Here is a 24,725-nt window from a genome sequence, read left to right as displayed (position 1 = left end):
ATCGCTACAGCCCCGCGCCCGACATCATCCCGTGGTTATTTCAGCGAACCGGTGATCGATGACAGGGGTACGGCGTACAGCACTCGCTCCGGGACCGGCGTCCCCCGCCATCCGGCCCGTTCGTCCGCCGCCCATTCCGTCAGTGACCAGACCTCGCCGGTGGTCTCCCAGTAGGAGAGGGACTCGGCGTGTTCGGCCCAGCAGCGGCGGGACGCGTCGTCTGAGCCGCAGCGGGCGGCCTTCGCGCCGTCGGAGTCCAGCCGCCAGAGGGTGCCGTGGCGGTCCTTGTCGTCGGGGGCGAGGCCGATGTACCAGTCCGCCTTCTCGTCGCCCGCCGACCGGTAGGACAGCACGCCCTGGATGGCGGTGGCCTTCGTCGAGTACGCCTCGACCGCGTTCACGCGGCCGAACGCGTTGGCGGCGAGGAGGCCGGAACGGTCGCCCGCGCGGCTGAACGAGTAGCGCCAGAGGCGGCTGCGCTGATCGGCGCCGGCCGGGAACCACTCGCTCGCGACCAGGCTGTCGGGCGTGGAGGTGCGGTCAAGGGAGAGCGAGCCGAAACAGGGGACGCGGTCGTCGGCCGCCGGGTCGCACGTGCCACCGGCCAGGCTGTACGAGGCGACGGCGGGCATCACGTACCCGTAGCCGTGCGCCGACCAGCCGCCGGGCACCCGGCCGACCGCCGGGCTGTCGACCGAGGCGCGCTGGATGCGGTTCATGTCGTACACGTACAGCGACTTGCGGTCGGTGTCCTTGGGCGAGGCGGTGACCAGCAGCTTGTCCTGGTACCAGACCATGCCGGAGATCGAGGACTCCAGCTTGCGGTAGTCCGAGCCGTCCTCGGTCGGGACGACCAGCAGCACCCAGCGGTACGTCATGCTGCTCAGGTCGTTCGCGTCGATGACGGCGACCCGCGCGAGACCCCGCGAGACCTCGGGCTCGCCCGGTTTGGCGTCGTTGTGCGTCCAGCCCGAGAGAATCACACGGTTGGCGCCCCAGCGGCCGTCCTCGTCCGCGTCACCGGAGGTGGTGACGGACTGCGGCAGCCAGCGCTGACTGGCCGAATCGGCGTGGTCCCAGCAGTACCCACGGGTGGCCGTCGGAGCGACGGGCAGCGCCTCGGTCTCGGTGGGGGCACAGTCGGCCGCGTCGCGCATCGTGCGGTTGGTGTGTTCCAGGACGGTGCTCACACCCACCGTGCCGCCCATGGAGGTGGCCAGCCGGTCGAGTGAACTCTTGGACGCCAGGTGCTCCTTGAGCTGGAAGTTCTTCAGCTCGGCGGCGGACGTGACGGACTTCAGGGGCCCCGGGTTGTCGCTGCTCACTGCCTGGGAGGCGCTGACGATGGTGGCCGCGGCGGTCAGGGCGAGAGCGGTTCCGGCGAGAACTCCGCGCAGCGCTCTGCCCCTCCTCTGCCTGCGGTGTCTGCCGCGATGTTTCATTCATCCTCCCGAGGCAGGCCAACTGCGGCTCACGGTCCGTGCGTTCAACCGGGAAGGCAGTGTGGGGGGCCGTGGGAAGGATGGTACGTCAGGGGGCACCGGGCCTGGTCGAATACTCCGGAATCCGTCGGCCTGTGTTGAACCCGGCGGCCGTTCGGGTGCGTTTTCTCACACCGGTGTCACCGACGGGTCACTGTGCGCCAGTATCGGCTCCGCTCGTCTCCCGGAATCCTCGCCGCCCTCGGCCTCCGTGCCCCGCCCCTTCGCCACGGTCGGCGCCGTCGAGTGGGGAAGCAGATCGCGGGGGTCGTCCGGGAGGAGGAGGGCCACCTCCGTGTCCTCGCTGAAGCGGTACGGGCGGTGGTCGAGAAACGCCCCGAGATATCGCCGTATCCGCGACATCTCCGCGCGCACCGTGACCGTGCGACTCGGGTCACCGAACACGTCGTCGGCCAGGCCCGCCGCGCTGCGGCCGGCCGGGTGCAGTGCCAGGAGGTACAGCAACTCGGCGTGCCGGGGGCTCAGTTCGTGGGTCCAGGAACCCGCGGGGCCCGACACCGCCACCGACCAGCGGCGCGCACGGCCCAGGTCCAGGACGATCCGCGTGGCACCGCGCGGTTCGAGCTCGGCGGCGACGCGGATCAGCCAGCCCCCGGCCAGCGGCTCCACCGCGCACAGTCCCAGCGCCGGCAGCCAACGGCGGCCCGGGGACAACGACTTGGGCAGGGCGACGCGGTTCGTGTACGGCAGGCCGGTGACCGCGGCCGTCCAGCCGTCCCGGTCCACCGCCAGGGCCCGCCCGCCGAGCCGCGCCAGCACCGGCGCCGCCGACGCGCGCAGCCGCTCCAGCGAGTGATGGTGCCGCTCCCGCAGCCGCGCCTCGGCGAGTTTGGCGACCGAGTCGACCCAGGCGAGCGTCGCCGGATGCATGGTCTCCAGCGGCCCGCTGACATCCACCACGCCGATCAGCCGGCCGTCACGCGGGTCGGTGATCGGGGCGCCCGTGCACGTCCAGGTGGCGAGCGACCGTACGAAGTGCTCGGAGGCGAAGACCTGTACGGGGCGCCGGGCGACCGCCGGGGTGCCCACACCATTGGTGCCGACGACCTCCTCGGCCCAGTCGGCGCCGGGCTCGATCCCGAACCGGTCGGCCCTGCGCAGCACCGGCGTACTGCCCTCGCGCCACAACACCCGGCCGTCCTCGTCCGCGACGAGCATGATGTGCTGGGTGGCGTCCGCGACCGACAACAGCCCCTGCCTCAGCACCGGGAGGACATGCCGCAGCCGGGACGTCTCGCGCCGCCGTTCCAGTTCCTCGCGGGTCAGCAGCCCCGTCCGGACGCCGTGGTCGGGGTCGACGCCGCTGCGCAGCATGCGGTCCCAGGACTGGTCGATCACCGGGCGGGGTGCCAGGCGCGGTCGCTGTCCGGTGAGGCGGGCCGCGCGTACGTCGCTGAGCAGCCGCGCCGCCTGCGCCGTGTCACGGCCTGCGAGTCGCGTGACGTCCATCGGCGGGTTCGCCACTGTGTTCTCGTCCTCCCGGCCCGTACTGACTCGATGTCTTATGGTGCCGCCCCGGGGGCGCGGAGGACCACACTCCGCACACAGATGCCAACAAGTTGCAACCCCCTGCAACCCTGGTGAACCGCTCTGCGGTGGCTGAAACTTGGGCGACGCCGCCGCGCGGCGTCCGTGCTCCCGATCGATGCGGGGCAAGTGAGCGGGGGTGGTGCCGTGTCGGCGCAGCACCACCCCCGCGACTCCGGCGCCTACGCGACCGGCCGGGCCCGCTCCACGACCGACGCCAGGTCCAGGGTGTGCGGGAGGGTACCGAAAGCGTTGCCCCAGTCGCCGCCCAGGCGTGAGGCGCAGAACGCGTCGGCGACCTCCGGGGGTGCGAACCGGACCAGCAGCGAGCCCTGGAGCACCAGCGCGATCCGCTCGACCAGCCGTCGCGCCCGGCCCTCGATGCCGTCCAGATCGGCGAGTTCGGTCAGCAGGTCCTTGATGGCGCCGTCCAGACGGTGGTCCGCTCCGCGCGCCTTCCCGACCTCCTGGAGGAACGCGTTGAGGGCTGCGGGCTCCCGCTGCATCGCCCGCAGCACGTCCAGCGCCTGGACGTTCCCGGCGCCCTCCCAGATCGAGTTGAGCGGCGACTCGCGCAGCAGCCGGGGCATGCCCGACTCCTCGACATAGCCGTTGCCGCCCAGACACTCGGACGCCTCCACGACCAACGGGGTGCAGCGTTTGGTCACCCAGTACTTGGCGGCCGGCAACGCGAGCCGCAGGAACGCCCGTTCCTGCTCGCCGCCGTCGTCATAGGCGGCGGCCAGCCGCAGCGCGAGAGTCGTCGCCGCCTCCGACTCCAGGGCCAGATCGGCCAGCACGTTGCGCATCAGCGGCTTGTCGACGAGTTTTCCGCCGAAGGCCTCGCGGTACGTGCAGTGGTGTACGGCCTGGGCGACCGCCTGTCGCATCAGCGCGGTCGCGCCGAGCACACAGTCGAGCCGGGTCATCGCGACCATCTCGATGATGGTGCGCACCCCGCGCCCCTCGTCCCCGACCCGGCGCACCCACGTCCCGTCGAACTCGACCTCGCCGGACGCGTTGGACCGGTTGCCCAGCTTGTCCTTGAGCCGCTGGATGCGGAACTCGTTGCGCGTGCCGTCAGGCAGGACGCGCGGCAGCAGGAAGCAGGTCACCCCGCCGGGAGCCTGCGCCAGCACCAGGAAGCCGTCCGACATGGGCGCCGAGCAGAACCACTTGTGGCCCGTCAGCTCGTACGTCCCGTCCTCGGCGAGCGGCGTCGCGACGGTCGTGTTGGCCCGTACGTCGCTGCCGCCCTGTTTCTCCGTCATGCCCATCCCGAAGAGCACGCCGGCCTTCTGGTCCGCCGGCCCGAGCCCCTCCTCGTAGACGGTGGACGTCAGCCGGGGCTCCCACTCGGCGGCGAGCGTCGGGTCGGTGCGCAGCGCGGGTACCGCCGCGTGGGTCATCGACAGCGGGCAGCCATGGCCCGCCTCGGCCTGCGACCAGACCACGAATCCCGCGGCGCGCCGCACATGTCCGCCCGGTCGCGTCCAGGCCGCCGTCAACCCGGCCGACACGCCCTTGCCGAGCAGCCGGTGATAGGCCGGATGGAACTCCACCTCGTCGACCCGGTTGCCGTACCGGTCGTGCGTCCGCAGTTTCGGGGGGTTCTCGTTGGCGAGCGCCCCCCATTCCTGCACCTGCGCGGACCCGGTCGACTTACCGAGCCCGGAGAGGTCCTCCCGGGCCTCGTCGAGAAGCCCGGGGTCCAGATGCCGTTCGACGGCCGCCACCAGGGCCTTGTCGGCGGTGAACACGTCATATCCGACCAGGGGCGGCGCCTGGTTGGTCACGGTGTGGGTGCTGGCTGCCATGGAAGGAACCTACCCCCCGGTACGGTGTCGGTCACCGGATTCCCCGCCGCGCAGCACCCCATGCCGTGGTGGCCTGTCAGGCCGGCCCGGAGAGTGCCGCCAGTTCGTCGGAGGCCAGGGAGGCCAGGTCCTGGTCGGCCTGGAGGGACTCCAGCCAGCCGGGGTGGTACACGGTGTCGAGGTAGCGCTCGCCGAGGTCCGGGGCGATCGCCACCGCCGTGAGGTCCCGCCCGTCGTGCCGGGCCAGCCACTGGGTCGCCCCGCTGATCACCGTGCCCGTGGACCCGCCGAACAGGAAGCCCCGGGAGGCGAGCCGGCGGCAGACGCGCACCGCGTCCGGTTCCTCGACGTGGATCACCTCGTCGATGTACGACTCGTCCAGCATCGGCGGCCGTACGCTCGTGCCCAGGCCCGGGATCATCCGGGGCCCGGGCGGCCCTCCGAAGGTGACCGAGCCGACGCTGTCGACGGCGACGATCCGCACCCGCCGGTTCCACTGCCAGAACCAGCGCGCGCAGCCCATCAGGGTGCCGGTGGTGCCGGCGCCGACGAACAGGACGTCCAGGCCGGGGAACCGGCGGGCGATCGCCGGTGCCGTGGTGCGGTAGTGCGCCCGCCAATTCCCCTGGTTGGTGTACTGGTTGAGCCAGACGTACCGCTCGTCGGAGGCGCACAGCGCGCGGACGTATCCGATCCGGGCGCCCAGGAAACCGCCGTGCAGGTCGGGCTGGTCGATGACGTGCACCCGGCTGCCCAGCGCCTCCATCAGACGGATCGCCTGCGCGTTGCAGCGTGAGTCCGTCACGCACAGGAACCGGTAGCCCCGGCTCGCCGCGAGCACACTGAGCGCCACGCCCAGGTTGCCCGAGGAGGACTCCACGAGAACGGATCCCGGTCGCAGCCTGCCGTCCCGTTCGGCGGCCGTCACCATCTCGTAGGCGGCCTTCATCTTGATCGAACCGGCGAAGTTGAAGCCCTCGCACTTCAGGAAGAGGGGGAGCCCGACCGTGGCCCGCAGGTCGACGTAGAGCTCATCCTCGTTGAAGTCCGATGGCTGGGAAATGACTGGCATGTTGTCCCCCTGTGTCGGCGCGCCTGTTCCTCGACACGCCTGCTGATCTGTGGCACGGCGCCCGGCGACCGGGCGCTGCGACCGACCCCCTGACGGGTCAGCCGTGCCGGCGCAGTTCGTGGAAGAAGCCGTCGACGACACGCAGTTCGCCGCGGCGGGCCACCTCGTCGTGGACGAACCTGCCGACGGCGAGGTCGAGCACCCCGAGGCCGAAGGGCGAGAACACCACCGGCCGGTCCACCGGGACCTTTGTGCGCCCGGTGAGTACGTCGTCCAGTGTGCCGTCGATGAAGTCCCGGCCGCCGGTGAGCTGTTCGGCCAGGTGCGGCGAGGTCTCCGCCTTCAGGCAGTGCTCGATGTCGTCGACGTAGTTCGCCGAGGCGAGCAGGATCTCCGGCGCGAGATCGCGGAGCGAGATGTGCAGGACGAGCGGATGGTGGTCGAACCACGACACGTCGTGGATGTGCGGTTTCGCGGTGACGGTGGCGAACACCAGCAAGTCGCTGGACCTGACCAGTTGTTCGGCGCTGTCGTGCACGGTGACCTTGCCGCCGCCGTCCGACCGTTCCAGGTAGCCCCGGAAGCCGGCCGCGCTGTCGGCGGACAGGTCGTACACGCCCGTTTCGTCGAACTCCCAGCCGGTGGCGGCCAGATAGGTGTGGATGTAGCGGGCGATGAGCCCGGTGCCGACGAACCCCACCCGGGTCGGCCGACCGCGTCCCCGGCTCAGCCGGTCGGCGGCCAGTGCGGCAGAGGCCGCCGTGCGGGAGGCGCTGATGATGGAGCTCTCCAGGCAGGCGAACGGGTAGCCGGTGTCGTGGTCGTTGAGGATCAGCACGGCCGACGCCCGCGGAATCCCGGCCGCCACGTTCTCCGGGAAGCTGGAGACCCACTTCAGTCCGTCCACGTGCACGTCCCCGCCAATCGACGCGGGCAGCGCGATGATCCGCGACGACGGACGGTCCGGGAACCGCAGGAAGTACGAGGGCGGGTTCACCGAGTCCCCGGCCCCGTGCAGCAGGTACACCGCCTCGACGAGGTCGACGACGTCCGATTCCCGCCCCTGGAGAGCCTGTTGGACCTGCCCGCCGGAGACCACCGCGAACGGCGGGACGGTGAGGGGGGCCGACTGCTCCGAGTTGTACGTGGTCATCAGGCTGTCCCTTCGAAGGAACCGGCGGAGCCGGTCGAGTCGGCGGAGTCGGGGGAGTCGGTGCGGCGGACCGGGTCGGCCAGGGCGGCGAGGACCTCGCGTGGCCCCTCGAAGGGCTCCCGGCTGTGTGCCGTACGGATGTTGTCGACGAGCAGCAGATCGCCGCCGCGCCACGGCTCACGCACGGTGTGTGCCTCGTACACCTCGTTGAGGGTCTGGACGACGTCCAGGCCGATCGGATCGCCGTTGCCGTAACGGGTGTTGAAGGGGAGGCCGTCGGCGCCGTACACGTCGACCAGGTACTCGTGGACCTCCGGGTCCATCGTCCACTCGTTGAGGAAAGCGATCTGGTTGAACCAGCAGCGGTGGCCGGTGACCGGGTGGCGCAGAACGGCGCTACGGTGCTGGCGGGTGCGCAGGGAGCCGTCCAGCTCCCAGGCGAACTCGATGGCGTGGGCCCGGCAGTAGCGTTCGACCGAGGCCCGGTCGGAGGTGCCGAAGGCCTCGGCGACCGTTGCGCCCATCTCGTCGTTGAACGTCCGGGTGAGCAACCAGCCCTCCCGCTCGAAGCGTTGGACGAGTTCGGCGGGTAGCGCGTCGAGCACGGCCGCGGAGTCGGCCACCCCGGTCGCGCCGCCCTCGGCGGGCGCTTCCAGACAGGCGAACATCAGCAGGCCGGGGAACTCCAGCGCGTAGCTCAGCTCGTGGTGCATGCACATCGGCTGGTTCGGCGGCCACTTGGAGGACGAGTACACGCCGTCGGCGTACCGCCGCCGGGGCGCGAAGGCCTCCTGGTCGATCGTCAGGCGGTCGGCGAGCCGCCGCAGGACGGCGCCGGTCATGGCAGGCTCGTGCAGGCCTAGGCCGCGCACCAGCAGCGAGCCGTGTTCGGCGACGGCCGCCCGCAGCGCGTCCCGGTTGACGCCCGCCCACTCCGCCGGGTCGGCGACGGGCGGGGTGCGCAGGGTCGGCGGCCGGCCGGGGAGCAGTTCGATGCCGGGAAGTACGGCCTGGGGTACGGGAGTTGAGGCCGGTGAAGCGGATGAGAGTGTCATGGTGTCGTTCCTTTCGGTGCGGCGCGCGGCCGTCGTCAGGCTGTGGTGGCCGGCGCGTCGAGCAGCTCGGCCAGGTCCGCGAGGACCGGGTGGCGGATGACGTCCTTGAGGGTGATCGCCCGGTTCAGGGCGATCGCGAGCCGGACCGCCGACAGCGAGGTGCCGCCGCGGTCGAAGAAGTGGTCCAGACGGCCGATCCGGTCCGCCGGAACGCCGAGCACCTCGGCCCAGGCGGCGGCCAGCCGCCGCTCACCGGCGCTCTCCGGCCCCACGAGGCCTTCCCCGGCGCGGTCTTCGGCGGAGTCGAGTTCCTCCGCGAGCGCGGTGAGTGTCCTGCGGTCGGTCTTGCCGTTGGCGGTGAGCGGCAGCCGCTCCCGCCAGTGCACAGCCGCCGGAACCATGTACGCGGGCAGAGACTCGGCCAACCGCTCCTTTACGCCGACGAGTTCGGCGCCGGTGCAGAACGCCACCAGCCGCGCACCCCGCACGACCACCACGGCGCCGTCCCGGACCCCGGGCACCCGCAGCAGCGCGTTCTCGATCTCGCCGATCTCGATCCGGAAGCCCCGCAGCTTGACCTGGGTGTCCCGGCGGCCGAGGAACTCCAGCCTGCCGTCGGGCAGCCAGCGCCCGTGGTCACCGCTGCGGTAGAGCCGCTCACCGGGCCGGTACGGGTCCAGTGTGAAGGCCGCCGCCGTGCGCTCGGGGTCGTTGACGTACCCGCGCCCGACACACACCCCGGAGAACACGATCTCGCCGGGCGCCCCGAGCGGCACGGGCGCGAGGTGCTCGTCGACCACGTACACGCGTACGTTGCGCACGGGCCGGCCGAGCGGAATGCGGGGCCCGTCCGGTACCCGGTCCATCACCTCGTGGTTGGTGTCGTCCGAAGTCTCCGTCAGGCCATAGGCGTTGGCGACCTTGATCCCCGGCTGGGCCGCGAACCAGCGCTGCACCAGCTCCCGCTTCACCGCCTCCCCGGTGACCGACACACAGTGCAGATCGGGGAGTTCACGAGGACGCTGCTCCAACTCGGCCAGCACGGCTTCGAGATACGACGGCACGATCTGGAGCACATTGACGCCACCGTGCACGATCGTGTCCACGAACCGGGGGACGTCCAGGATCACGTCCTGCCCGACCAGCAGCGTCCGGCCGCCGACGAGCAGCGCGGACACCAGTTGCCACAGTGAGATGTCGAAGCACTGGGGAGCGGTCTGCGCGACCACCTGTCCCTCGCCGACACCCAGGTCCTCCAGCTTGGCGAGGACGTGGTTGACGAAGCCCGCGTGCTCGCACATAGCGCCCTTGGGCTCACCGGTCGACCCGGACGTGAAGTAGATGTAGGCCAGCTGGTCCGCGCCGACGCTCACCCCGAGGTCGTCGTCCGCGTGCCCCAGGGCCGCGATCTCGTCGACGTACAGCCTCGGTACGTCCGTCCCCGTCCCGTCCAGCGTGGTGGTGCTGCCGTGTTCGGTGACCACGTACGCGCACTCGGCGCGGATGAGGGTGGCGGCGATGCGCTCGGCCGGGAAGTGCGGCTCGACCGGCAGATAGACACCGCCCGCCTTGAGGACCCCGAGCACGGCGGCCATCCAGTCGAGGTTGCGCTCGGTGACCACGGCGACGACACCCTCACGGGTCAGTCCTCGAGCCAGCAGTGCCCGACCGAGCTGGTTCGCCCGGGAGTTGAGCTCCCGGTAGGTCCACTCCGTCCCGCCCTGCACCGCCGCGACGGCGTCCGGGTGGTGCCGTACCCGCTCCTCGAACAGCTCGTGCACCCGGCGGTCCGGGAGTTCACGGACCGCGCCGGCCAACCCGTCCAGCTGGAAGGCGAGTTCGTCTCCCGACAGCAGGCTCTGCTGCTCGTGGTCGGCGTCCGGGTCGGCGGCCATCAGGGAGAGGGCGGTGAGGTGGTAGCCGGCGATCCGGGCGGCGGCGCCGGTGTCGAGGACATCGGTGCGGTGGTGCAGCCGCAGGGTGCGCTCTCCGACGCTCAGGTACAACACGGCGCTGTCGGCGCCGTCGTCCGAGGGGGCGCCGCCGTGCGGGTCGAGCACGCTCTCGTACGGGGGCTCGTCCGCGTCGCTCACCTCGTCGGCGAGGTCCGTCAGCGCCAGCAGCTCCTGCCAGGAGCCGGGGGCGACCACCATCCGGCGGGGCACGGGCCGTTCGCCCTTCACCGCCACGTACCCGGTGGTGACCTCCCGCTCACCGGAGAGCGCGGCGAGGACCTTGGCGTGCGCGGCGAGCAGCGCCGACTCGAACCAGGCCGACCTCGACAGGCTCGCGTCGAGCGGGACTTCGTATTCGGCGTACGCCGAGTGGCGCGGGTGCTGCGGGTCCTCGCCCGGGACCGGGCCGGGTACCCAGCGTGGGATCGTGTTCATCGGACTGCCCCCGTCGAAATCTGTGCGATGTGTGCGAGCTGGTTGGTCTGTTCGGAAGGCGCGATCTGGTCGCTGCGCAGGGCCGTTGCCGGGTTGCCGCCCCAGCGGGCCAGGCACGGCACGTCCTCGCCCTTCATCAGGAAGGAGTCCGGGGCGAGTTGGGATCCGTCGCCCATCGACACGCCGTAGTGGACCAGCGCGCCGGTGCCGAGCGTGACGCCCGAGCCGAGGACGATCTGGTCGGACTTGTAGGTGCCGTCCTCCTGCGAGTGGGCCTGGATCTTGCTGTGGGCGCCGAGCGTGCAGTCGTCGCCGATCGTGGTGAGCGTGCGCTCGGTGATGGCGGCGCCGTCGTCGAAGACCCGGCGCCCGATGCGGACGCCCAGCAGCCGCCACAGCACGTTCTTGAACGGCGTCCCGTTGAACACGACGAGGAAGTCGACCGGCACCTTCCACAGGCGTTCCTGCCACCAGAAGTGCGGATCGTAGATGGAGACCAACTGCGGTACCAGGCGCCGGAACCGGGTGATGAACCGCTCGACCAGCACGTAGTACCCGGCGGTGAGCACGAGCCCGAGGACCAGAGAGGCACCGACCAGCGCGCCGGCGGCGATGCCGTGCGTGCCGTACACGGCGAACGCGGCGAAGCCGAGCACCGTCAGGAGGAAGGAGTGCAGCCAGCGGACGAACAGGAACAGGCCTATCGTGCGCAGGTTGTAGCGGTTCTTCGCGGCGAGACGGCGGTGGAACTCGTCGCCCTCCCGCAGATGGTCGAAGCTGCTGTCGCGCTCCACCGACCGCGGGATCTCGAAGGACGGTGATCCCAGCAGGCCGACGTTCTCCCGGAGTTGGCCGTCGAGCGGCACCTGCACCTTCGTCGCCAGCAGGACGTTCTCGCCGGTGCGGCCACCGGTGGGGTAGGCGATGTGGTTGCCGAGGAAGCTGTGCGCTCCGATCGACGCCCGCGAGACACGGAAGGACGTGGCGGAGTAGTCGGCGTTGAGCACCGACAGTCCGTCGGCGACCATCGTGCCGCGACCGACGGAGACCAGGTACGGGTTCTCGTGCTGGACCTCCGTACCGAAGTTGGAGCCGGTCTGCTCGACGTGCGAGAGGTCGTAGCCGAGGGCCCGCAGATAGTGGACGATGTACGAGCTGTCGCCGCACAGCCACTTGAAGAACTTGAGGTTGGTCAGACGGGTGACGGCCCGCTGCGCCGAGTAGTGCGGCCCGTACAGCGGATAGACCCGGTCCGGCCTGATCACCAGGTTCAGCAGCCGGGGGACCAGGGTCACGGTCGTGGCTCCGACGACGATCACGGCGGCGAAGAGCGTGAGGGAGACGCCCAGGGCCTCGGCGTAGAAGCGGACAGAGCTCATGTCGGCCACGTCCGGGTCGAACAGCGCCTTGAGGCGGGGTGCCAGGTCGAGCAGCAGAAAGCTGCCGCCGACCGCCAACGGCACGTACACCAACAGGAGTTGCAGGAGACTGGCGAAGCCGTAGGCGAAGCGTCGGACGGTGGAGCAGTGGGCTCCGGGGATCCGTACGTAGTCCACGTCGGTGGGCTCGGCGGGCGAGCCGTGCCGGCGAAGGCCCGCCGGCACCGTCTGCCCCTCGAACAGCGCGGAGGTGTGGCCGAGCTGGGACCCGTCGCCCATCGAGGTACCGATGTCGAGGACGGTCTTCTCGCCGACGTACACGTCCCTGCCGAGGGTGACCGGGCCGGTCTGGACGCGTCCGGCGACGGCTCGGTAGCAGAGGAAGTAGGAGTCCTTGCGGATGACCGTGCCCGCGCCGACCGTCAGCAGGTCGGTGCAGACCGGAACGGCGGGCGAGAGGATGGTCACGCCCTTCCCGATCCGCGCGCCGAGCGCCCGCAGATAGAGCACATAGAGCGGGTTCCCGGTGAACAGGCGCATCGGGTTGGCGTTCAGCAGCGACCTGACCGTCCAGAAGCGCAGATAGGCGAGACCCCAGACCGGGAACTCGGTCGCCTTCCACCGGCCGACCAGCACCCACTTGGCGACCACCGGCAGCACACACATCCCGGCGAAGGCGGCGCCGCCGAACAGAACCGACCGCAGATAGACGTCGACGGCCCCCGCACCGGCGTTGATCCACTGGTAGCCCTCGACCGTGACGAGCCCGGCGAGGAAGCAGTACGCGGCGAAGACGATCAACTGCGCGGCCCCGCACAGGACATACCGCGAGGTACTGCCGGGCACCGGGGCCTCGGCCGGCGGCGCGACGGGAGCCTCGGCCGGGGCGGCGGTGAGCGCCGCCGCCAGGCTCCGGATCGTCGGATTGCCGTACACGTCCTTCATCGACACCGAGGGCAGGTCTTCCCGCTTCCTGACCCGGGCGCAGAAGTGGGCCATGACCAGGGAGTTGGCGCCGAGGTCGTCGAAAAAGTGGCTGTCGAGCGGAACTTGGTCGGTCTTCACGACGCCCGCGAGCACCTCGGCGAGGATCCCCTCGGTGCCGCCTCCGGCGTCGGTCGGGTGCCCGGTCGGGTGCCCGTTCGTGTGCTTGATCGGATCGGTCGGCGGTACGGGCGCCAACTCGATCGGCTTTCCCCCCACAGTGAGCTCCTTAGCGGTGCTGGTCCTGGCTTTCGGTTCGTTCGGTTCGGTCCGTTCGTTCTGTTGGTTCGGATCGGTGGACCGGCAACTCGGGCGGGCTCCCCTGCGCCCGCCCCCGTTCCCACCCCCGGGCGCGCCGCGCCGTCCCCGCGACCAGGGCTTCCAGGGGTCCCTGGCCCCTGGTGAGCCGCCACCCGGCCGCGAAGAGCAGCGAGCCCGCGACGAGTACGGCGTACTGGAGGCCGGGGGAGCCGTTCAGGGTTCCGGTGGCGAGGAACAGGACGTGGGCGGTGTAGAGGGTCAGCGGCATGCTTCCGGCAGCCGCCAGCGGGAGCAGCGCGCGCCGCACCACGGTGATCCGGGTCAGCAGCAGGACCGCCGCGAGCAGGGCCGTGGCCGCGCCGAGGGTGTGCAGCAGGTCGAACGGCGAGGTGGAGTGCGGGGCGCGGGAGAGCATCGACCACCAGGTCTCGCCGTCCGGGGGGTCCCACAGGACCTCGTCGCGGGCGTGCGGCCCGGTCGCGTCGGGGAACTCGGTCTGCCGCAGCCGCTCCAGACCGCCCCAGCGGAAGAGCCACAACGAGCAGGTCAGCCAGGCGGTGGCGGCGAGCGCCAGCCCACCGGTCAGCAGCCGGGTCGCGGTGCGCCGGTCGAAGAGGTCGAGGCGCCCGATGGCGAGACCGGCGCACAGGTACGCCGTCCACGCCAGGACCGGGTAGGGGCCGTGGACGAGAAGGTCGCCGAGGAGACCGGCCGGGTCGGTGACGACGTCCTGGAGCGTCGGATCACCGTCGAAGGCGGGTTCGGGCAGTGCGCCCCGGAGAAGGTGGACGAGGAACGGCGCGACCACGCCCAGGGCGAGCGCGAGGCAGGCCAGCGTCCTGGCCCGCAGGGCCAGCAGCGGCAGCGCGAGCAGGAACAGCAGGGCGTAGAAGGCGAGGATGACGTCGACGCTGAGCCCGCCCGCGTTGGCGGCGTAGCCCAGCAGCAGCCCGATCAGACCGACGGTCGCCGCCCGGGCGGCGACCGAGGCGAGCGAGCCCCGGTCGACGCGGGGTGTGCGGCCGCCGGTGGTGAAGGCCAGGCCGACACCGGCCACCAGTGCGAAGGTCGCCGAGGACCGGCCGCCCGCGAACTGCCAGGCCGCCGTCGGGGAATCGTCCGGCTCGAACGTTCCGAAAACGTGCACGGAGAACATACCGAGCAGTGCGAGGCCACGGGCCACGTCTACACCGGCAATGCGCGGTGTCGATAAAGGCATGGGTCGCTCCGTAAAATGGCACGATGGATTTCGCGTCCACTGTGTGTCCGCGGTGCAGCTGTGAGCGGGAGTGGCAGTTGACGCGATATGGGAATGACGTACGAACGAATGACGTACGAACAAATGAAGTACGGGACGAATGGCGTATGGGCGTATGAGCGGAAGTTGTCGGTGAGCGCGGCGTGCGGCACGGCGTCGATCCGCACGTTTTCGTGCGGATCACAGGCAACGCGGCTCGATCGGGCTTGGTCGGAGCCCGGATGCCCCCGTGTCGTGGTACTTCGCACTCCCTTGGGCGGGTGTGCCCCGGCGAATGCAATCCGAATTGTTTCGACCTGGTTATGAACGGGTCAAGGTGAACTGGCGTAATGTCGCTTTCCTGTTACAGAGTCACGACTTTTCGTACAGATGGCGACCGCCTGTTCGCCCACTTCACCAGGGAGCTTTCTGCAAGCCAGGTGTAATTGCCGGGCGGTATTCCGTTTAGAGGCACCCGAATGTGGCCGCCAAGGGCATGACAGGAATAGTATTCGATTTCCCTGCCGAATCGTTCCGCCTGGTTTCCGCTGGGTTTCTCTTCGCTTTCTGCTGTGTCACGGGAACGGAGGGGAGGGAGCGGCGCAGGAGTGCTGCGCCGTGACCGGGGCACCGGAGGGTGAGAGGGGTAGCGCCCGCCCGATACCGTTAGGGCGTGCAGGCAGCAAGTGAACCCTCCGAGAACCCCAGCGGCCGACTCCACCGCGCGCGCGTCCTCTACCGGAACGTCTCCAAGCGCAGGACCGCGTGGCTGTTGCTCAAGGACACCGTCAACTCGTGCATCGAGTACCGGATCCTGGGTCTGGCGGCGGAGGCGGCGTTCTTCACGCTGCTCTCCGTGCCGCCGCTGCTGCTGAGCCTCATCGGGCTGCTCGGCTACGTCGACGACTGGACCGGCACCGACACGATCACCAGCCTGGAGACCAACCTTCTGGAGGCGTCCCGCACGGTCCTGTCCGACAAGGGCGTCACCGAGATCGCCCGGCCGATCCTGGACGACGTGATGAAGGGCGGCCGGCCCGACGTCATCTCCATAGGGTTCCTGTTCGCCCTCTGGTCCGGCTCGCGCGCGGTCAACGTCTTCATCGACACGATCACCGTGATGTACGGCCTCGACGGCGTCCGCGGCATCGTCAAGACCCGCCTCGTCGCCTTCGTCCTCTTCGTCGTGGCGCTGCTGATCGGCTCGGTCGCACTGCCGCTGATGGTGGCGGGCCCGGACGCGGTGCTGGGCGTCCTGCCATGGTCGGAGACGCTCGTACAGGTCCTGTACTGGCCGGTCGTGATCCTGCTGTCGATCGCCTTCCTGACGACGCTGTTCCATGTGTCGGTCCCGGTGCGCTCACCGTGGATCGAGGACGTCCCGGGCGCGCTGGTGGCCCTCGGGATGTGGGTGCTCGGCAGCTTCCTGCTGCGCATCTACCTGACCAAGACGATCGAGGGCGCCACGATCTACGGATCGCTCGCCGCGGCCGTCGCGGTCCTGCTGTGGGTCGGGGTGTCCGCGTTCGCGGTGCTCGTCGGGGCCGCGGTCAACGCGGCGATCGACCGCGTCTGGCCGGCCGCCTCGACCGCCGCCGCGCGCGCCGCCAACGAACGGATCCGTGAGGAGGAGGCCGCCGAGTACGTCGCCCGGATGACCGCCCTCCACTCCCACGAGCGCGACGACGACCCGGACGACCCCGACGACTGCGACATGCCCTCCGAGTTCCCGGAACGCTGGTCGCGCTTCCTGCCCCCGGAGGACGTGACCTCCCGTCTGCGGACCCATGTGAAGAGCACACCCAAGACGGGAGAGGGCCCGCCCGCCGAGAAGTGACGGAATGACGCCCAGCACTGGCCGAAGGCCCTCACCACCACAACCTCTGCGGCCGAGGCGATGGGCGGCGTAGCCTTTCCTACGTGTACGAGGAACGGCCCTCCCGACTGGCGGGCGCGGTGGTGTGGACGAACACCCCGGCCGGGTCCGGCGTACAGCCGGTGCTGCCCGACGGCTGCATGGACCTCTTGTGGCGCGAAGGGCGACTGCTGGTCGCGGGCCCCGACACCCGCCCGTACGTCCCCGAAGGCGCCCCCGCGCCCTGGGCGGGCGTCCGTTTCCACCCCGGCACCGCGCCCGCCCTGCTGGGCGTGCCCGCGCACGAACTCCGGGACCGGCGCGTCGAGTTGGCCGACCTCTGGGGAGCGGCCGAGGTCAGACGCCTGAGGGCACGCGTCGACGCGGCGCCCGACCCGGCGACGGCACTCGAGGAACTGGCACTGGATCGGGCGGCGCACACGGATCCGCCCGACGCCCTGCTGGGCGGCCTGGTCGAGGCGCTCCGAGCGGGCCGCCCGGTCGGCCGTACGGCAGATGAACTCGGCCTCAGCGCCCGCCAGTTGCACCGCCGTTCCCTGTCCGCCTTCGGCTACGGCCCCAAGACGCTGGCCCGCATCCTCCGCCTCCAGCGCGCGCTGGCCCTGGCCCGGAAGGGGGTGCCCTTCGCGGAGACGGCGAGTCTCGCGGGGTACGCCGACCAGGCCCACCTGGCGCGGGACGTCAGGGAATTGGCGGGGATGCCGCTGGGGAAGCTACTCGGGGGCGGGAGCGGGGGAGGAGGCCAGGGGCGCGAACAGGTCGACGCCGTTGCCGTCCGGGTCCAGCACGCACGCGTACCGCTGTCCCCATACGGCGTCCCAGGGCTTCAGCTCGCTCCGATATCCGGCGCCCACCAACTCCTCGTACAGGGAGTCGACTTCGGTGGCCGAGCCGCAGAGCAGGGCCAGCCCGATCCGCCCGCCGCCGCTGGGTGGCTGCCACCGGGGGTGGAAGGACCGGACGGTCGCCTCGGTGTCGAGCAAGAGCCGCATCCCTCCCGGGAGCTCGGCCTCGACGTGCGGCTGCTCATCGGCGCCCTCGGGGAAGTCGAGCCCGAGCCGACGGTAGAAGGTGACGGACGCGGCGAGGTCGGCGGTGACGATGCCGATGGCGTCGAACCGCGGCGTGGGGCGTGAGGTCGGTTGTGAGGTCGGTTGTGTGGTCATACGGCCAGGTTAGGCATAGCGTCGACGGCCGGTCTTGAAGGAATCGGACGCGACGGCGTCCTCGTTCCACCCCCGGTTGCGGGCCCGGCGGAGGGCGCCAATAGTGGGAGGGACAGCTGCACCTTGATCGGTGGCCAGAGCCCCTCGCCCGGAGCCGGCCCGGTCTCCCGACCGCGGCAGCCCACCGCCCCGCACCCCTTTGCTGGTCTCCCCTTGCCTGCCGAGAGAGGAGTGCTGCCATGCGCAAGCACACTCGGGCACATCGACTTATGACGGTATCGACGGTCCTGTTCGCCGGAGGCGTCCTGCTACTGCCGACTCCCACGATCGCCCAGCCCGAGAAGGTGGACTCCAGGACCTCCCCGGCAGTGATCTCGGGAGCCGCGTTCCAGATCAAGAACCCGCAGACCGGCAAGTGCATGACGGTCGCGGGCGGGCGTTCCACCGAGAACAACGTCGAACTGGTCCAGTTCAACTGCGACACGGACCCCTCGCGCCGCTGGAAGCTCACCAACGGGGAGGACAACTCCTACCAGCTGGTGAACACGCAGACCCGCAAGTGCGCGACGGTCGCGGGCGGGCGTTCGACCGAGAACAACGTCGAACTGGTCCAGTTCGACTGCGATTCGGACCCCTCGCGCCGCTGGAGCCTCGCCAACTGGGACGGCAGGTCCTACGAACTCGTCAACGACCAGACGGGCAAGTGCGCGACGGTCGCCGGTGGCCGTTCGACCGAGAACAACGTCACGCTGGTGCAGTTCGACTGCGACAAGGACCGTTCCCGCACCTGGAACCTGAACCTGGCGGGCTGACGCCGGACTGAGGGGGCGTGGCAGACTCCGGTGCGCTGGGCGCCCGTCAGGGGCGCGGGGCTGTATCGGTCAGCGGCTCCGCCGAGGGGCGCGACAAGCCCCCACCGACCCGCAGCGTACGAACTGCCTGACCCGCCGGCGAACCCGTACTCCCCCGTTCCACCAGCCGCGTAGACAGTTCCGTACGCGTACCCTCCGGCCGTTCCCCCGCCATCATCCGCACCAACAACCGCAGCGCCGTCGCCGCCATCTCCGAGAGAGGCTGGCGGACGGTCGTGAGCGCCGGCGAGACCCACCGCGCCTCGGCAAGGTCATCGAAGCCGACCACGCTGACATCCTCCGGCACCCTCAACTTCCGCTCCGCCAAAGCCTTGTACGCCCCGAGCGCCATCTTGTCCGAGCACACGAACACCGCCGTCGGCGGCTCGGGCAGGTCGAGGAGCTCCAGCATGCGCCGGTGGGCGACCGTCTCGTCGAAGCTCCCGTAGCGGACGTACTCGGGGCGCTGGCGCACACCGGCCGTGACGAGCGCCGAGCGGTAGCCGGCCACCCGGGCGCTGCTGCACATCTTGCGCCGGTACCCGGCGATGACCGCGATGCGTTCGTGACCCAGCGCCAGCAGGTGTTCCGTCGCCGTCACCCCGCCGTGCCAGTTCGCCGCGCCCACCGACACCACGCCCGGCGGCGGTTCCAGTACCGGGTCGATCATCACGAACGGGATGTGGTGCTGGTCGAGCCAGGCGTACTGGGACGGAGTCAGCTCGGCGAGGTTGAACAGGACGCCGGCCGAGCCGCGGGTCGTCAGTTTGTCCAGCCAGCCGCGTTCCGGGCGCCCGCCCCGGGTCCGGGTCAGGCCCGCCGACACGACCATCTCCAGGCCCGCGTCGTGCGCGGCCTCCTCCACGCCGTGCAGCACCGCACCCGACCAGGAACTGTCCAGCGAGTGGACTACGAGATCGACCAGGCCGGGCGCCTTCGACGCGTCGAAGCGGGGTCTGCGGACATAGCCGAGCCGGTCCAGCGCCTCGGTGACCCGCCGCCGCGTCTCCGGCGCCACGTCCTCCCGGCCGTTCACGACCTTCGAGGCGGTCGGTACGGAGACCCCGGCCTCCCGGGCGACGACCGCCAGTGTGGGACCCGTGGGGGCGGCGCCGCCTCCGGTGCGGACCATCTTCCAACCGCCTCTCCGGCCCGCCCGAGGGCCGTCGAAAGTTTCGAATAGCACTGCTCACGCGACGGAAACATTGACCGCGCAGCAAGCGCTTCCTACATTAGGCCCGCCCCAACGTGGCGGGAAGACGTAGGGATTCGAAGGGTCCCGGCGACCGAAAATCTCGAAAAACCGAAACTCCGGCAACCGGCGGAAGATGTCAGCAACCGGTTGCTGATCTGGCCGCCACGATCCACCTGGCTGCTCCTCCAGCGACGCTGTCGTCCGGGAAGCCCCAACGCGTCACTGACTCGTGTAAACGACGACAACCAGTCTTTTCGAAAGTCGTCCGAGAGTCTTGACGCCGTTTGCGGACAGGAAGAAGCTCTGCCACGAATAACGACAACCGGTTGTCATCGAGGAGTTGTTCATGACCCCGTCCCAGGCCCCGTCCCCCTCTCTGTCCCGCCGCACCGCACTCCAGGCGGCCGGTGTCACCGCGCTCGCGGCCGGTCTCACCAACCTGACGGCCACGACGGCCGGGGCGGCCGACGCCGGGGCGGCGGCGACACTCGTCACGTACCCCCGCCCGTCCGCCATGCCGACCAACACCAGCTTCAAGGTGCGGGTCCGTACCGCCCCCGACGGCGAGTGGCAGACGCTGGACATCTGGCGCCCGCAGCTGTCGGAGATCAACGCGAACACCGGGTCGAGCAAGGTCTACAACTCGTCGCTGGCGTACTTCGACTTCCAGGGCTCCGTCGAGGTCGAGGTCACCTACCTCAAGGGCGGCACCACCAAGGTCCGGGTGAGACCGGATTCGTACGGCATCAAGCCCGAAGTCCTCGGTGACACCCTGCGCTTCACGCTCGACCAGCCGCGCAACATCGTCGTCCAGATCAACGACGACATCTTCGACTGTCTCCATCTGTTCGCCCGCGCTGTCGAGAAGAAGAAGCCCGCGACGGACGACCCCGACGTCATCTACTACGGCCCTGGCGTCCACACCACCGCCGACGGCTACCTGACCGTCCCCGCCGGCAAGACCGTGTACCTCGACGGCGGTGCCGTCCTCAAGGCGACCGTCCTCTTCCGCAACGTCGAGCACGCCGGGCTCGCCGGCCGTGGTGTGCTCGCCGGGACGGTGGACGGCGGCGTCCTCGTCGAGAACTCGCGGAACATCTCCATCGGCGCCGTCACCGTGCTCAACCCCGCCGGCTACGCCGTCAAGACCGGCGAGGCCACCGGCGTCACGATCAAGGGCCTCGGCTCCTTCAGCTCAAAGGGCTGGGGCGACGGCATCGACATCTTCTGCAGCAGCAACGTCGTCATCGACGGCGTCTTCATGCGCAACTCCGACGACTGCATCGCCATCTACACCCACCGCTGGGAGTACTACGGCGACACCACCGATATCACCGTCCGCAACTCCACCCTCTGGGCGGACGTCGCCCACCCCGTCAACGTCGGGACGCACGGCAACTCCGACAATCCCGAGGTGCTGAAGAACCTCACCTTCCGGAACCTCGACATCTGTGACCACCGTGAGCCTCAGATGGGCTACCAGGGCTGCATCGCCCTCAACCCCGGCGACAGCAACCTGATCAAGAACGTGAAGGTCGACAACGTCCGCGTCGAGGACTTCCGTTGGGGCCAGCTCATCCATATGCGGGTCATGTACAACACGAAGTACAACACCTCGGTCGGCCGTGGCATCCAGAACGTCTACGTCAAGGACCTCTCCTACACCGGCAAGCCGCTCGCCACATGCCTGCTGCTCGGCTACGACGCCAAGCACGCGATCAAGGACGTGACGTTCGAGAACCTGGTCGTCAACGGCACGGTGATCGCCGACTCGATGAAGAAGCCGACCTGGTATCTCACCACCGACACCATCCCGATGCACACGAACGAGCATGTGACGAACCTCCGCTTCCTCACCACCGCCGAGGCCGAGGCGGCCGCGACCTCATGACGATCTCCCCACTCAGCCGCCGGGGCTTCCTCGGCGGCACCGGCGCCGCGGCGCTGCTGCTGGCATCCGGCGCGACCGGCCTCGCCGTTCCCGGCCCCGCCTGGGCGGCGCCCCGTGAACGGACCTTCACCCACCCCGGACTGCTGCACGGTGCCACCGACCTGACCCGGATGAAGGAAGCGGTCGCAGCACAGCAATCCCCGGTGTACGAGGGCTACTTGGCACTCGCCGCCCATGCCCGCTCGAAGTCGACGTACACCGTGCAGAACACCGGCCAGATCACCTCCTGGGGCCGCGGCCCGTCCAACTTCATGAACCAGGCCGTCGCCGACTCGGCCGCCGCCTACCAGAACGCCCTCATGTGGTGCGTGACCGGCGACCGCGCCCACGCCGACAAGGCCCGCGACCTCCTCAACGTCTGGTCGGCCTCGCTCACCGCCGTCACGGGCGCCGACGGACCGCTCGGCGCCGGACTCCAGGCCTTCAAGTTCGTCAACGCGGCCGAACTCCTGCGCCACGGCGGCGACTACGACGGCTGGACGGACACTGACATCGCCCGCTGCGAGGCGTCCTTCCTCGATGTCTGGTATCCGGCGGTGTCCGGCTACATGCTCTACGCCAACGGCAACTGGGACCTGACGGCCCTGCAGACCATCCTGGCCATCGGTGTGTTCTGCGAGGAGCCGACCCTCTTCGAGGACGCCCTGCGGTTCATGGCGGCCGGCGCAGGCAACGGCAGCGTCCGCCACCGCATCGTCACCGACGCCGGCCAGGGCCAGGAGAGCGGCCGCGACCAGGGCCACGAACAGCTCGCTGTCGGCCTGCACGCCGACACCGCCCAGGTCGCCTGGAACCAGGGCGTCGACCTGTACGGCTACGACGACAACCGGCTCCTCGCCAACGTCGAGTACGCGGCCCGCTACAACCTCGGCGCCGCCGTCCCCTTCACCCCCGACCTCGACCGCACCGGCAAGTACATCAAGACGACGGTGTCGGACAAGGTCCGCGGCAGCCTGCCCCCGATCTACGAGATGGCGTACGCGCACTACGCGGGCGTACGCGGCCTCGACGCCCCGTACACGAAGGCCGCCGTTTTCCGGGGAACAGGCGGCGCCCGTGTCGTGGAGGGCAGCAACGACGACCTGCCGAGCTGGGGCACCCTGACCTTCGCGGGCACAACGGCGCCCGCACCGGCCGCGCCCACCGTCCCGGCGGGCGTCACGGCACACGGCGCGGACGACACCGTCACCGTCTCCTGGCTCCCGTCCGCGTGGGCGACCGGCTACACGGTCCGGCGGGCCACCCGCCCCGAGGGCCCGTACGAGACGATCGCCGCCGCGGCGACCACCGACACGTACACGTACACGTACACGGACCGGGACATTCACCGGGGCCGGACCTTCTACTACACCGTCATCGCGTCCAACTCCCTTGGTGTGAGCGGTAGTTCGGGATGGGCTGCGGGATCCGCCGGCCTTCCCGCGCCCTGGTCGAGCCAGGACGTCGGGGAGACGGGCGTCCCCGGCTCGGCGGTCTTCGACGGCGAACGATTCGTGCTGGAGGCGGGCGGCACGGCGGACACCCACCACCTGGCCCACGTGCCCCTGCGCGGCGACGGCACGGTCACCGCGCGGATCGTGTGGCCGCTCAGCTCCCAGTACTCCAAGATCGGCGTCACCCTGCGCGCCTCCCTGGACGCCGCCGCCCCGCACGCGTCGATGCTGATCCAGGGCCTGCCGCTGCACACCTGGAGCGGCGTGTGGACCGTACGCCCGGCGCCCGGAGCGGCGGTCTCGGCGACGGGCAGCACCCCGGTACCGCCCTCGCAGCAGCAGACGATCACCACGGCCGCGTCCTTCCCGATCTCCGACCTCGGCACGCTCCCGGAATCGGCGACACCACTTCAGGCGCCCTACGTCGAGGCCGCCGGCGACGGCTACCGGCTGCGGGCCCCGTACTGGGTCCGCGTCGCGCGCAAGGGCCGCCGCTGCACGGGGTCCATCTCCCCGGACGGTGAGCACTGGACCCAAGTAGGCGTCACCGAGGTCGAGTTGGGGCGCACGGTGTACGCCGGGCTCGCGCTCACCTCCTGCCTGGGCATCGACGCGGAGTACGCCGAGACCGGCACCGGCGCCTTCGACAACGTCCAGGTGACCTCCGCTTCCGGCCCCGTCTGGTGCGTGCCGCGTCCCCGGCGTACCGCCACCGATCTGCGGGCGGCCACCGGAGCCGACGCCATCGAGCTGATGTGGACCGACCCCGACCTGTCGGCGCGGTACACGGTGTTGCGGGCCACGCGTCCCGAGGGCCCGTACGAGAGTGTCGCCACCGGCGTCGGACCGGTCGGGTTCGGCACCCGCGTGCGGTACGCGGACGCCACCGGAACGCCAGGACGGACGTACCGCTACGCCGTCGCCAAGACCAACTCGGGTGGCCGTGGCCCGCGTTCGGCGCCCACCTCCGCCCTGATGCCGACACCGTCGGTGCCCGAGGCGCTGTCGGCCGGCATGGCGTTCGCCAACGTGGGCGTCCCGTTCCGGCACCTGATCCGGGCCTCGCACGAGCCTGTGCGGTTCACCGCCGCCGGGCTGCCGAAGGGGTTGACCGTTGACCGGCGTACCGGGCTCGTCTCCGGAACGCCCGCCGAGAGTGGGGAGTTCGCCGTCACCACGGCCGCGAGCAACGCCTCCGGCACGGCGACGGCCCCCCTCACGCTCACCGTCTCCGCCCCGCCGCCCGCCCCCTGGACGTACGGCGACCTCGGTGATGTCGTCGTCGACGAACGGGAGTTGGGGACCTACGGCGTGGCGGCGGTACGCACGCCCGGCTCGACCTCGTACACGGACGGGACCTTCGTCGTGCGAGGCGCCGGGACCGACCTGAACGTCAACGGGCAGGGCATGACCGGGCAGTTCGTCCGACGGCCGGTCACCGGGGACAGCGTCCTCACCGCCCGGCTGGTCTCCCGCACCGGAGCCACGGCCGCCGACCGGGTCGGGCTGCTCATGGCCAAGTCCCTGTCGCCGTTCGACCAGGCGGCCGGGGTGATCGTCACCGGTGGTACCAGCGCACAGCTGATGCTGCGCAAGACGGTGGCGGGCGCCTCGGCCTTCACCGGAACCGCCGGACCGACCCTTCAACTCCCTTCCCTGCTAAGGCTGAAGCGCACGGGGACCACCTTCTCCGCGGCCTTCTCCACCGATGACGGCGTCAGCTGGACCCCCCTCGCCGAGGGAGACATCCCCGGCTTCGGCGACGCCGCCTACTACGTGGGCCTCGTGGTCTGCTCCCGCGACCCCCTGGCCCGCTGCACCTCGTACTTCGACGAGGTGAGCATCAGCCCCACCTGATCACTCCTGGACCCCACCA

General features: G+C 70.4%; 15 protein-coding genes and 1 pseudogene. 5 read left to right on the top strand and 11 right to left on the bottom strand.

All coding sequences use genetic code 11. From position 1 onward, the window contains the following. Nucleotides 1-35 precede the first annotated feature (35 nt). The 9 genes from OG734_RS09495 to OG734_RS09455 form a co-directional block, all read right to left on the bottom strand. Nucleotides 36-1,442: a hypothetical protein gene (locus OG734_RS09495; RefSeq protein ID WP_330287040.1), complete on the bottom strand. Its 1,407-nt coding sequence runs from the start codon at nucleotides 1,440-1,442 to the stop codon at nucleotides 36-38. Nucleotides 1,443-1,610: 168 nt separating this feature from the next. After that, nucleotides 1,611-2,966: a GAF domain-containing protein gene (locus tag OG734_RS09490; RefSeq protein ID WP_330287039.1), complete on the bottom strand. Its 1,356-nt coding sequence runs from the start codon at nucleotides 2,964-2,966 to the stop codon at nucleotides 1,611-1,613. Nucleotides 2,967-3,211: 245 nt separating this feature from the next. Continuing rightward, a complete protein-coding gene (locus OG734_RS09485) occupies nucleotides 3,212-4,846 on the bottom strand; it encodes an acyl-CoA dehydrogenase family protein (protein ID WP_330287038.1) in 1,635 nt (544 codons plus the stop codon). A 76-nt stretch (nucleotides 4,847-4,922) separates the two neighbouring features. Further along, on the bottom strand, nucleotides 4,923-5,918 hold the full coding sequence (gene sbnA / locus OG734_RS09480) for a 2,3-diaminopropionate biosynthesis protein SbnA (protein ID WP_330287037.1): 996 nt from the start codon (nucleotides 5,916-5,918) through the stop codon (nucleotides 4,923-4,925). Between the two features lie 97 nt (nucleotides 5,919-6,015). Beyond that, nucleotides 6,016-7,071 (bottom strand): 2,3-diaminopropionate biosynthesis protein SbnB, encoded by a 1,056-nt coding sequence (gene sbnB / locus OG734_RS09475; protein ID WP_330287036.1) that lies wholly within the window; start codon nucleotides 7,069-7,071, stop codon nucleotides 6,016-6,018. Then, the gene (locus OG734_RS09470) at nucleotides 7,071-8,126 is read right to left on the bottom strand and encodes a TauD/TfdA family dioxygenase (RefSeq protein WP_330287035.1); all 1,056 of its coding nucleotides are present in this window, start codon (nucleotides 8,124-8,126) and stop codon (nucleotides 7,071-7,073) included. Before OG734_RS09470 ends, sbnB begins: the two co-directional genes overlap by 1 nt. A gap of 35 nt (nucleotides 8,127-8,161) precedes the next feature. Then, nucleotides 8,162-10,516, bottom strand: coding sequence for an amino acid adenylation domain-containing protein (locus OG734_RS09465; RefSeq protein ID WP_330287034.1), 2,355 nt, complete (start codon nucleotides 10,514-10,516; stop codon nucleotides 8,162-8,164). Further along, nucleotides 10,513-13,050 carry a Pls/PosA family non-ribosomal peptide synthetase gene (locus OG734_RS09460; RefSeq protein ID WP_443065075.1) on the bottom strand — a complete coding sequence of 846 codons (2,538 nt, stop codon included), beginning with the start codon at nucleotides 13,048-13,050 and terminating at the stop codon, nucleotides 10,513-10,515. Before OG734_RS09460 ends, OG734_RS09465 begins: the two co-directional genes overlap by 4 nt. A 58-nt stretch (nucleotides 13,051-13,108) precedes the next feature. Beyond that, complete coding sequence (locus tag OG734_RS09455; protein WP_330287033.1) at nucleotides 13,109-14,359, bottom strand: heparan-alpha-glucosaminide N-acetyltransferase domain-containing protein; 1,251 nt, start codon at nucleotides 14,357-14,359, stop codon at nucleotides 13,109-13,111. 691 nt (nucleotides 14,360-15,050) lie between these two features. Between OG734_RS09455 and OG734_RS09450 the strand changes: the two genes are divergently transcribed. Then, a complete protein-coding gene (locus OG734_RS09450) occupies nucleotides 15,051-16,214 on the top strand; it encodes a YihY/virulence factor BrkB family protein (protein ID WP_330287032.1) in 1,164 nt (387 codons plus the stop codon). An 83-nt stretch (nucleotides 16,215-16,297) separates the two neighbouring features. Continuing rightward, nucleotides 16,298-16,975, top strand: a pseudogene (locus tag OG734_RS09445) (helix-turn-helix domain-containing protein); the annotation flags it as partial. Here the strand turns inward: OG734_RS09445 and OG734_RS09440 are convergent. Continuing rightward, nucleotides 16,967-17,419, bottom strand: a complete 453-nt coding sequence (locus OG734_RS09440; protein WP_330293616.1) for a VOC family protein — start codon at nucleotides 17,417-17,419, stop codon at nucleotides 16,967-16,969. The pseudogene OG734_RS09445 and the gene OG734_RS09440 overlap by 9 nt on opposite strands. 239 nt (nucleotides 17,420-17,658) lie before the next feature. Between OG734_RS09440 and OG734_RS09435 the strand changes: the two genes are divergently transcribed. Next, nucleotides 17,659-18,231, top strand: coding sequence for an RICIN domain-containing protein (locus OG734_RS09435; protein ID WP_330287031.1), 573 nt, complete (start codon nucleotides 17,659-17,661; stop codon nucleotides 18,229-18,231). 46 nt (nucleotides 18,232-18,277) lie between these two features. Here the strand turns inward: OG734_RS09435 and OG734_RS09430 are convergent, their stop codons facing one another. Beyond that, nucleotides 18,278-19,402 carry a LacI family DNA-binding transcriptional regulator gene (locus OG734_RS09430; protein ID WP_330287030.1) on the bottom strand — a complete coding sequence of 375 codons (1,125 nt, stop codon included), beginning with the start codon at nucleotides 19,400-19,402 and terminating at the stop codon, nucleotides 18,278-18,280. Between the two features lie 409 nt (nucleotides 19,403-19,811). On the opposite strand from OG734_RS09430, the gene OG734_RS09425 reads away from it, so the two are divergent. Continuing rightward, a complete protein-coding gene (locus OG734_RS09425) occupies nucleotides 19,812-21,356 on the top strand; it encodes a glycosyl hydrolase family 28 protein (RefSeq protein WP_330287029.1) in 1,545 nt (514 codons plus the stop codon). After that, nucleotides 21,353-24,706, top strand: a complete 3,354-nt coding sequence (locus tag OG734_RS09420) for an alginate lyase family protein (protein ID WP_330287028.1) — start codon at nucleotides 21,353-21,355, stop codon at nucleotides 24,704-24,706. Before OG734_RS09425 ends, OG734_RS09420 begins: the two co-directional genes overlap by 4 nt. Nucleotides 24,707-24,725: the final 19 nt, after the last annotated feature.

The organism is Streptomyces sp. NBC_00576, assembly GCF_036345175.1.
GTDB lineage: Bacteria > Actinomycetota > Actinomycetes > Streptomycetales > Streptomycetaceae > Streptomyces.
This window is presented reverse-complemented; position numbering and strand designations above follow the sequence as displayed.

Excerpts from the sequence above, each read along its gene's own strand:
- OG734_RS09420 (WP_330287028.1), top strand. The coding sequence starts at position 21,353 with ATGACGATCTCCCCACTCAGCCGCCGGGGCTTCCTCGGCGGCACCGGC.
- sbnB (WP_330287036.1), bottom strand. The coding sequence starts at position 7,071 with ATGACCACGTACAACTCGGAGCAGTCGGCCCCCCTCACCGTCCCGCCG.
- OG734_RS09495 (WP_330287040.1), bottom strand. The coding sequence starts at position 1,442 with ATGAAACATCGCGGCAGACACCGCAGGCAGAGGAGGGGCAGAGCGCTG.
- OG734_RS09485 (WP_330287038.1), bottom strand. The coding sequence starts at position 4,846 with ATGGCAGCCAGCACCCACACCGTGACCAACCAGGCGCCGCCCCTGGTC.
- OG734_RS09440 (WP_330293616.1), bottom strand. The coding sequence starts at position 17,419 with ATGACCACACAACCGACCTCACAACCGACCTCACGCCCCACGCCGCGG.
- OG734_RS09425 (WP_330287029.1), top strand. The coding sequence starts at position 19,812 with ATGACCCCGTCCCAGGCCCCGTCCCCCTCTCTGTCCCGCCGCACCGCA.
- OG734_RS09465 (WP_330287034.1), bottom strand. The coding sequence starts at position 10,516 with ATGAACACGATCCCACGCTGGGTACCCGGCCCGGTCCCGGGCGAGGAC.
- OG734_RS09455 (WP_330287033.1), bottom strand. The coding sequence starts at position 14,359 with ATGCCTTTATCGACACCGCGCATTGCCGGTGTAGACGTGGCCCGTGGC.
- sbnA (WP_330287037.1), bottom strand. The coding sequence starts at position 5,918 with ATGCCAGTCATTTCCCAGCCATCGGACTTCAACGAGGATGAGCTCTAC.
- OG734_RS09435 (WP_330287031.1), top strand. The coding sequence starts at position 17,659 with ATGCGCAAGCACACTCGGGCACATCGACTTATGACGGTATCGACGGTC.
- OG734_RS09470 (WP_330287035.1), bottom strand. The coding sequence starts at position 8,126 with ATGACACTCTCATCCGCTTCACCGGCCTCAACTCCCGTACCCCAGGCC.
- OG734_RS09430 (WP_330287030.1), bottom strand. The coding sequence starts at position 19,402 with ATGGTCCGCACCGGAGGCGGCGCCGCCCCCACGGGTCCCACACTGGCG.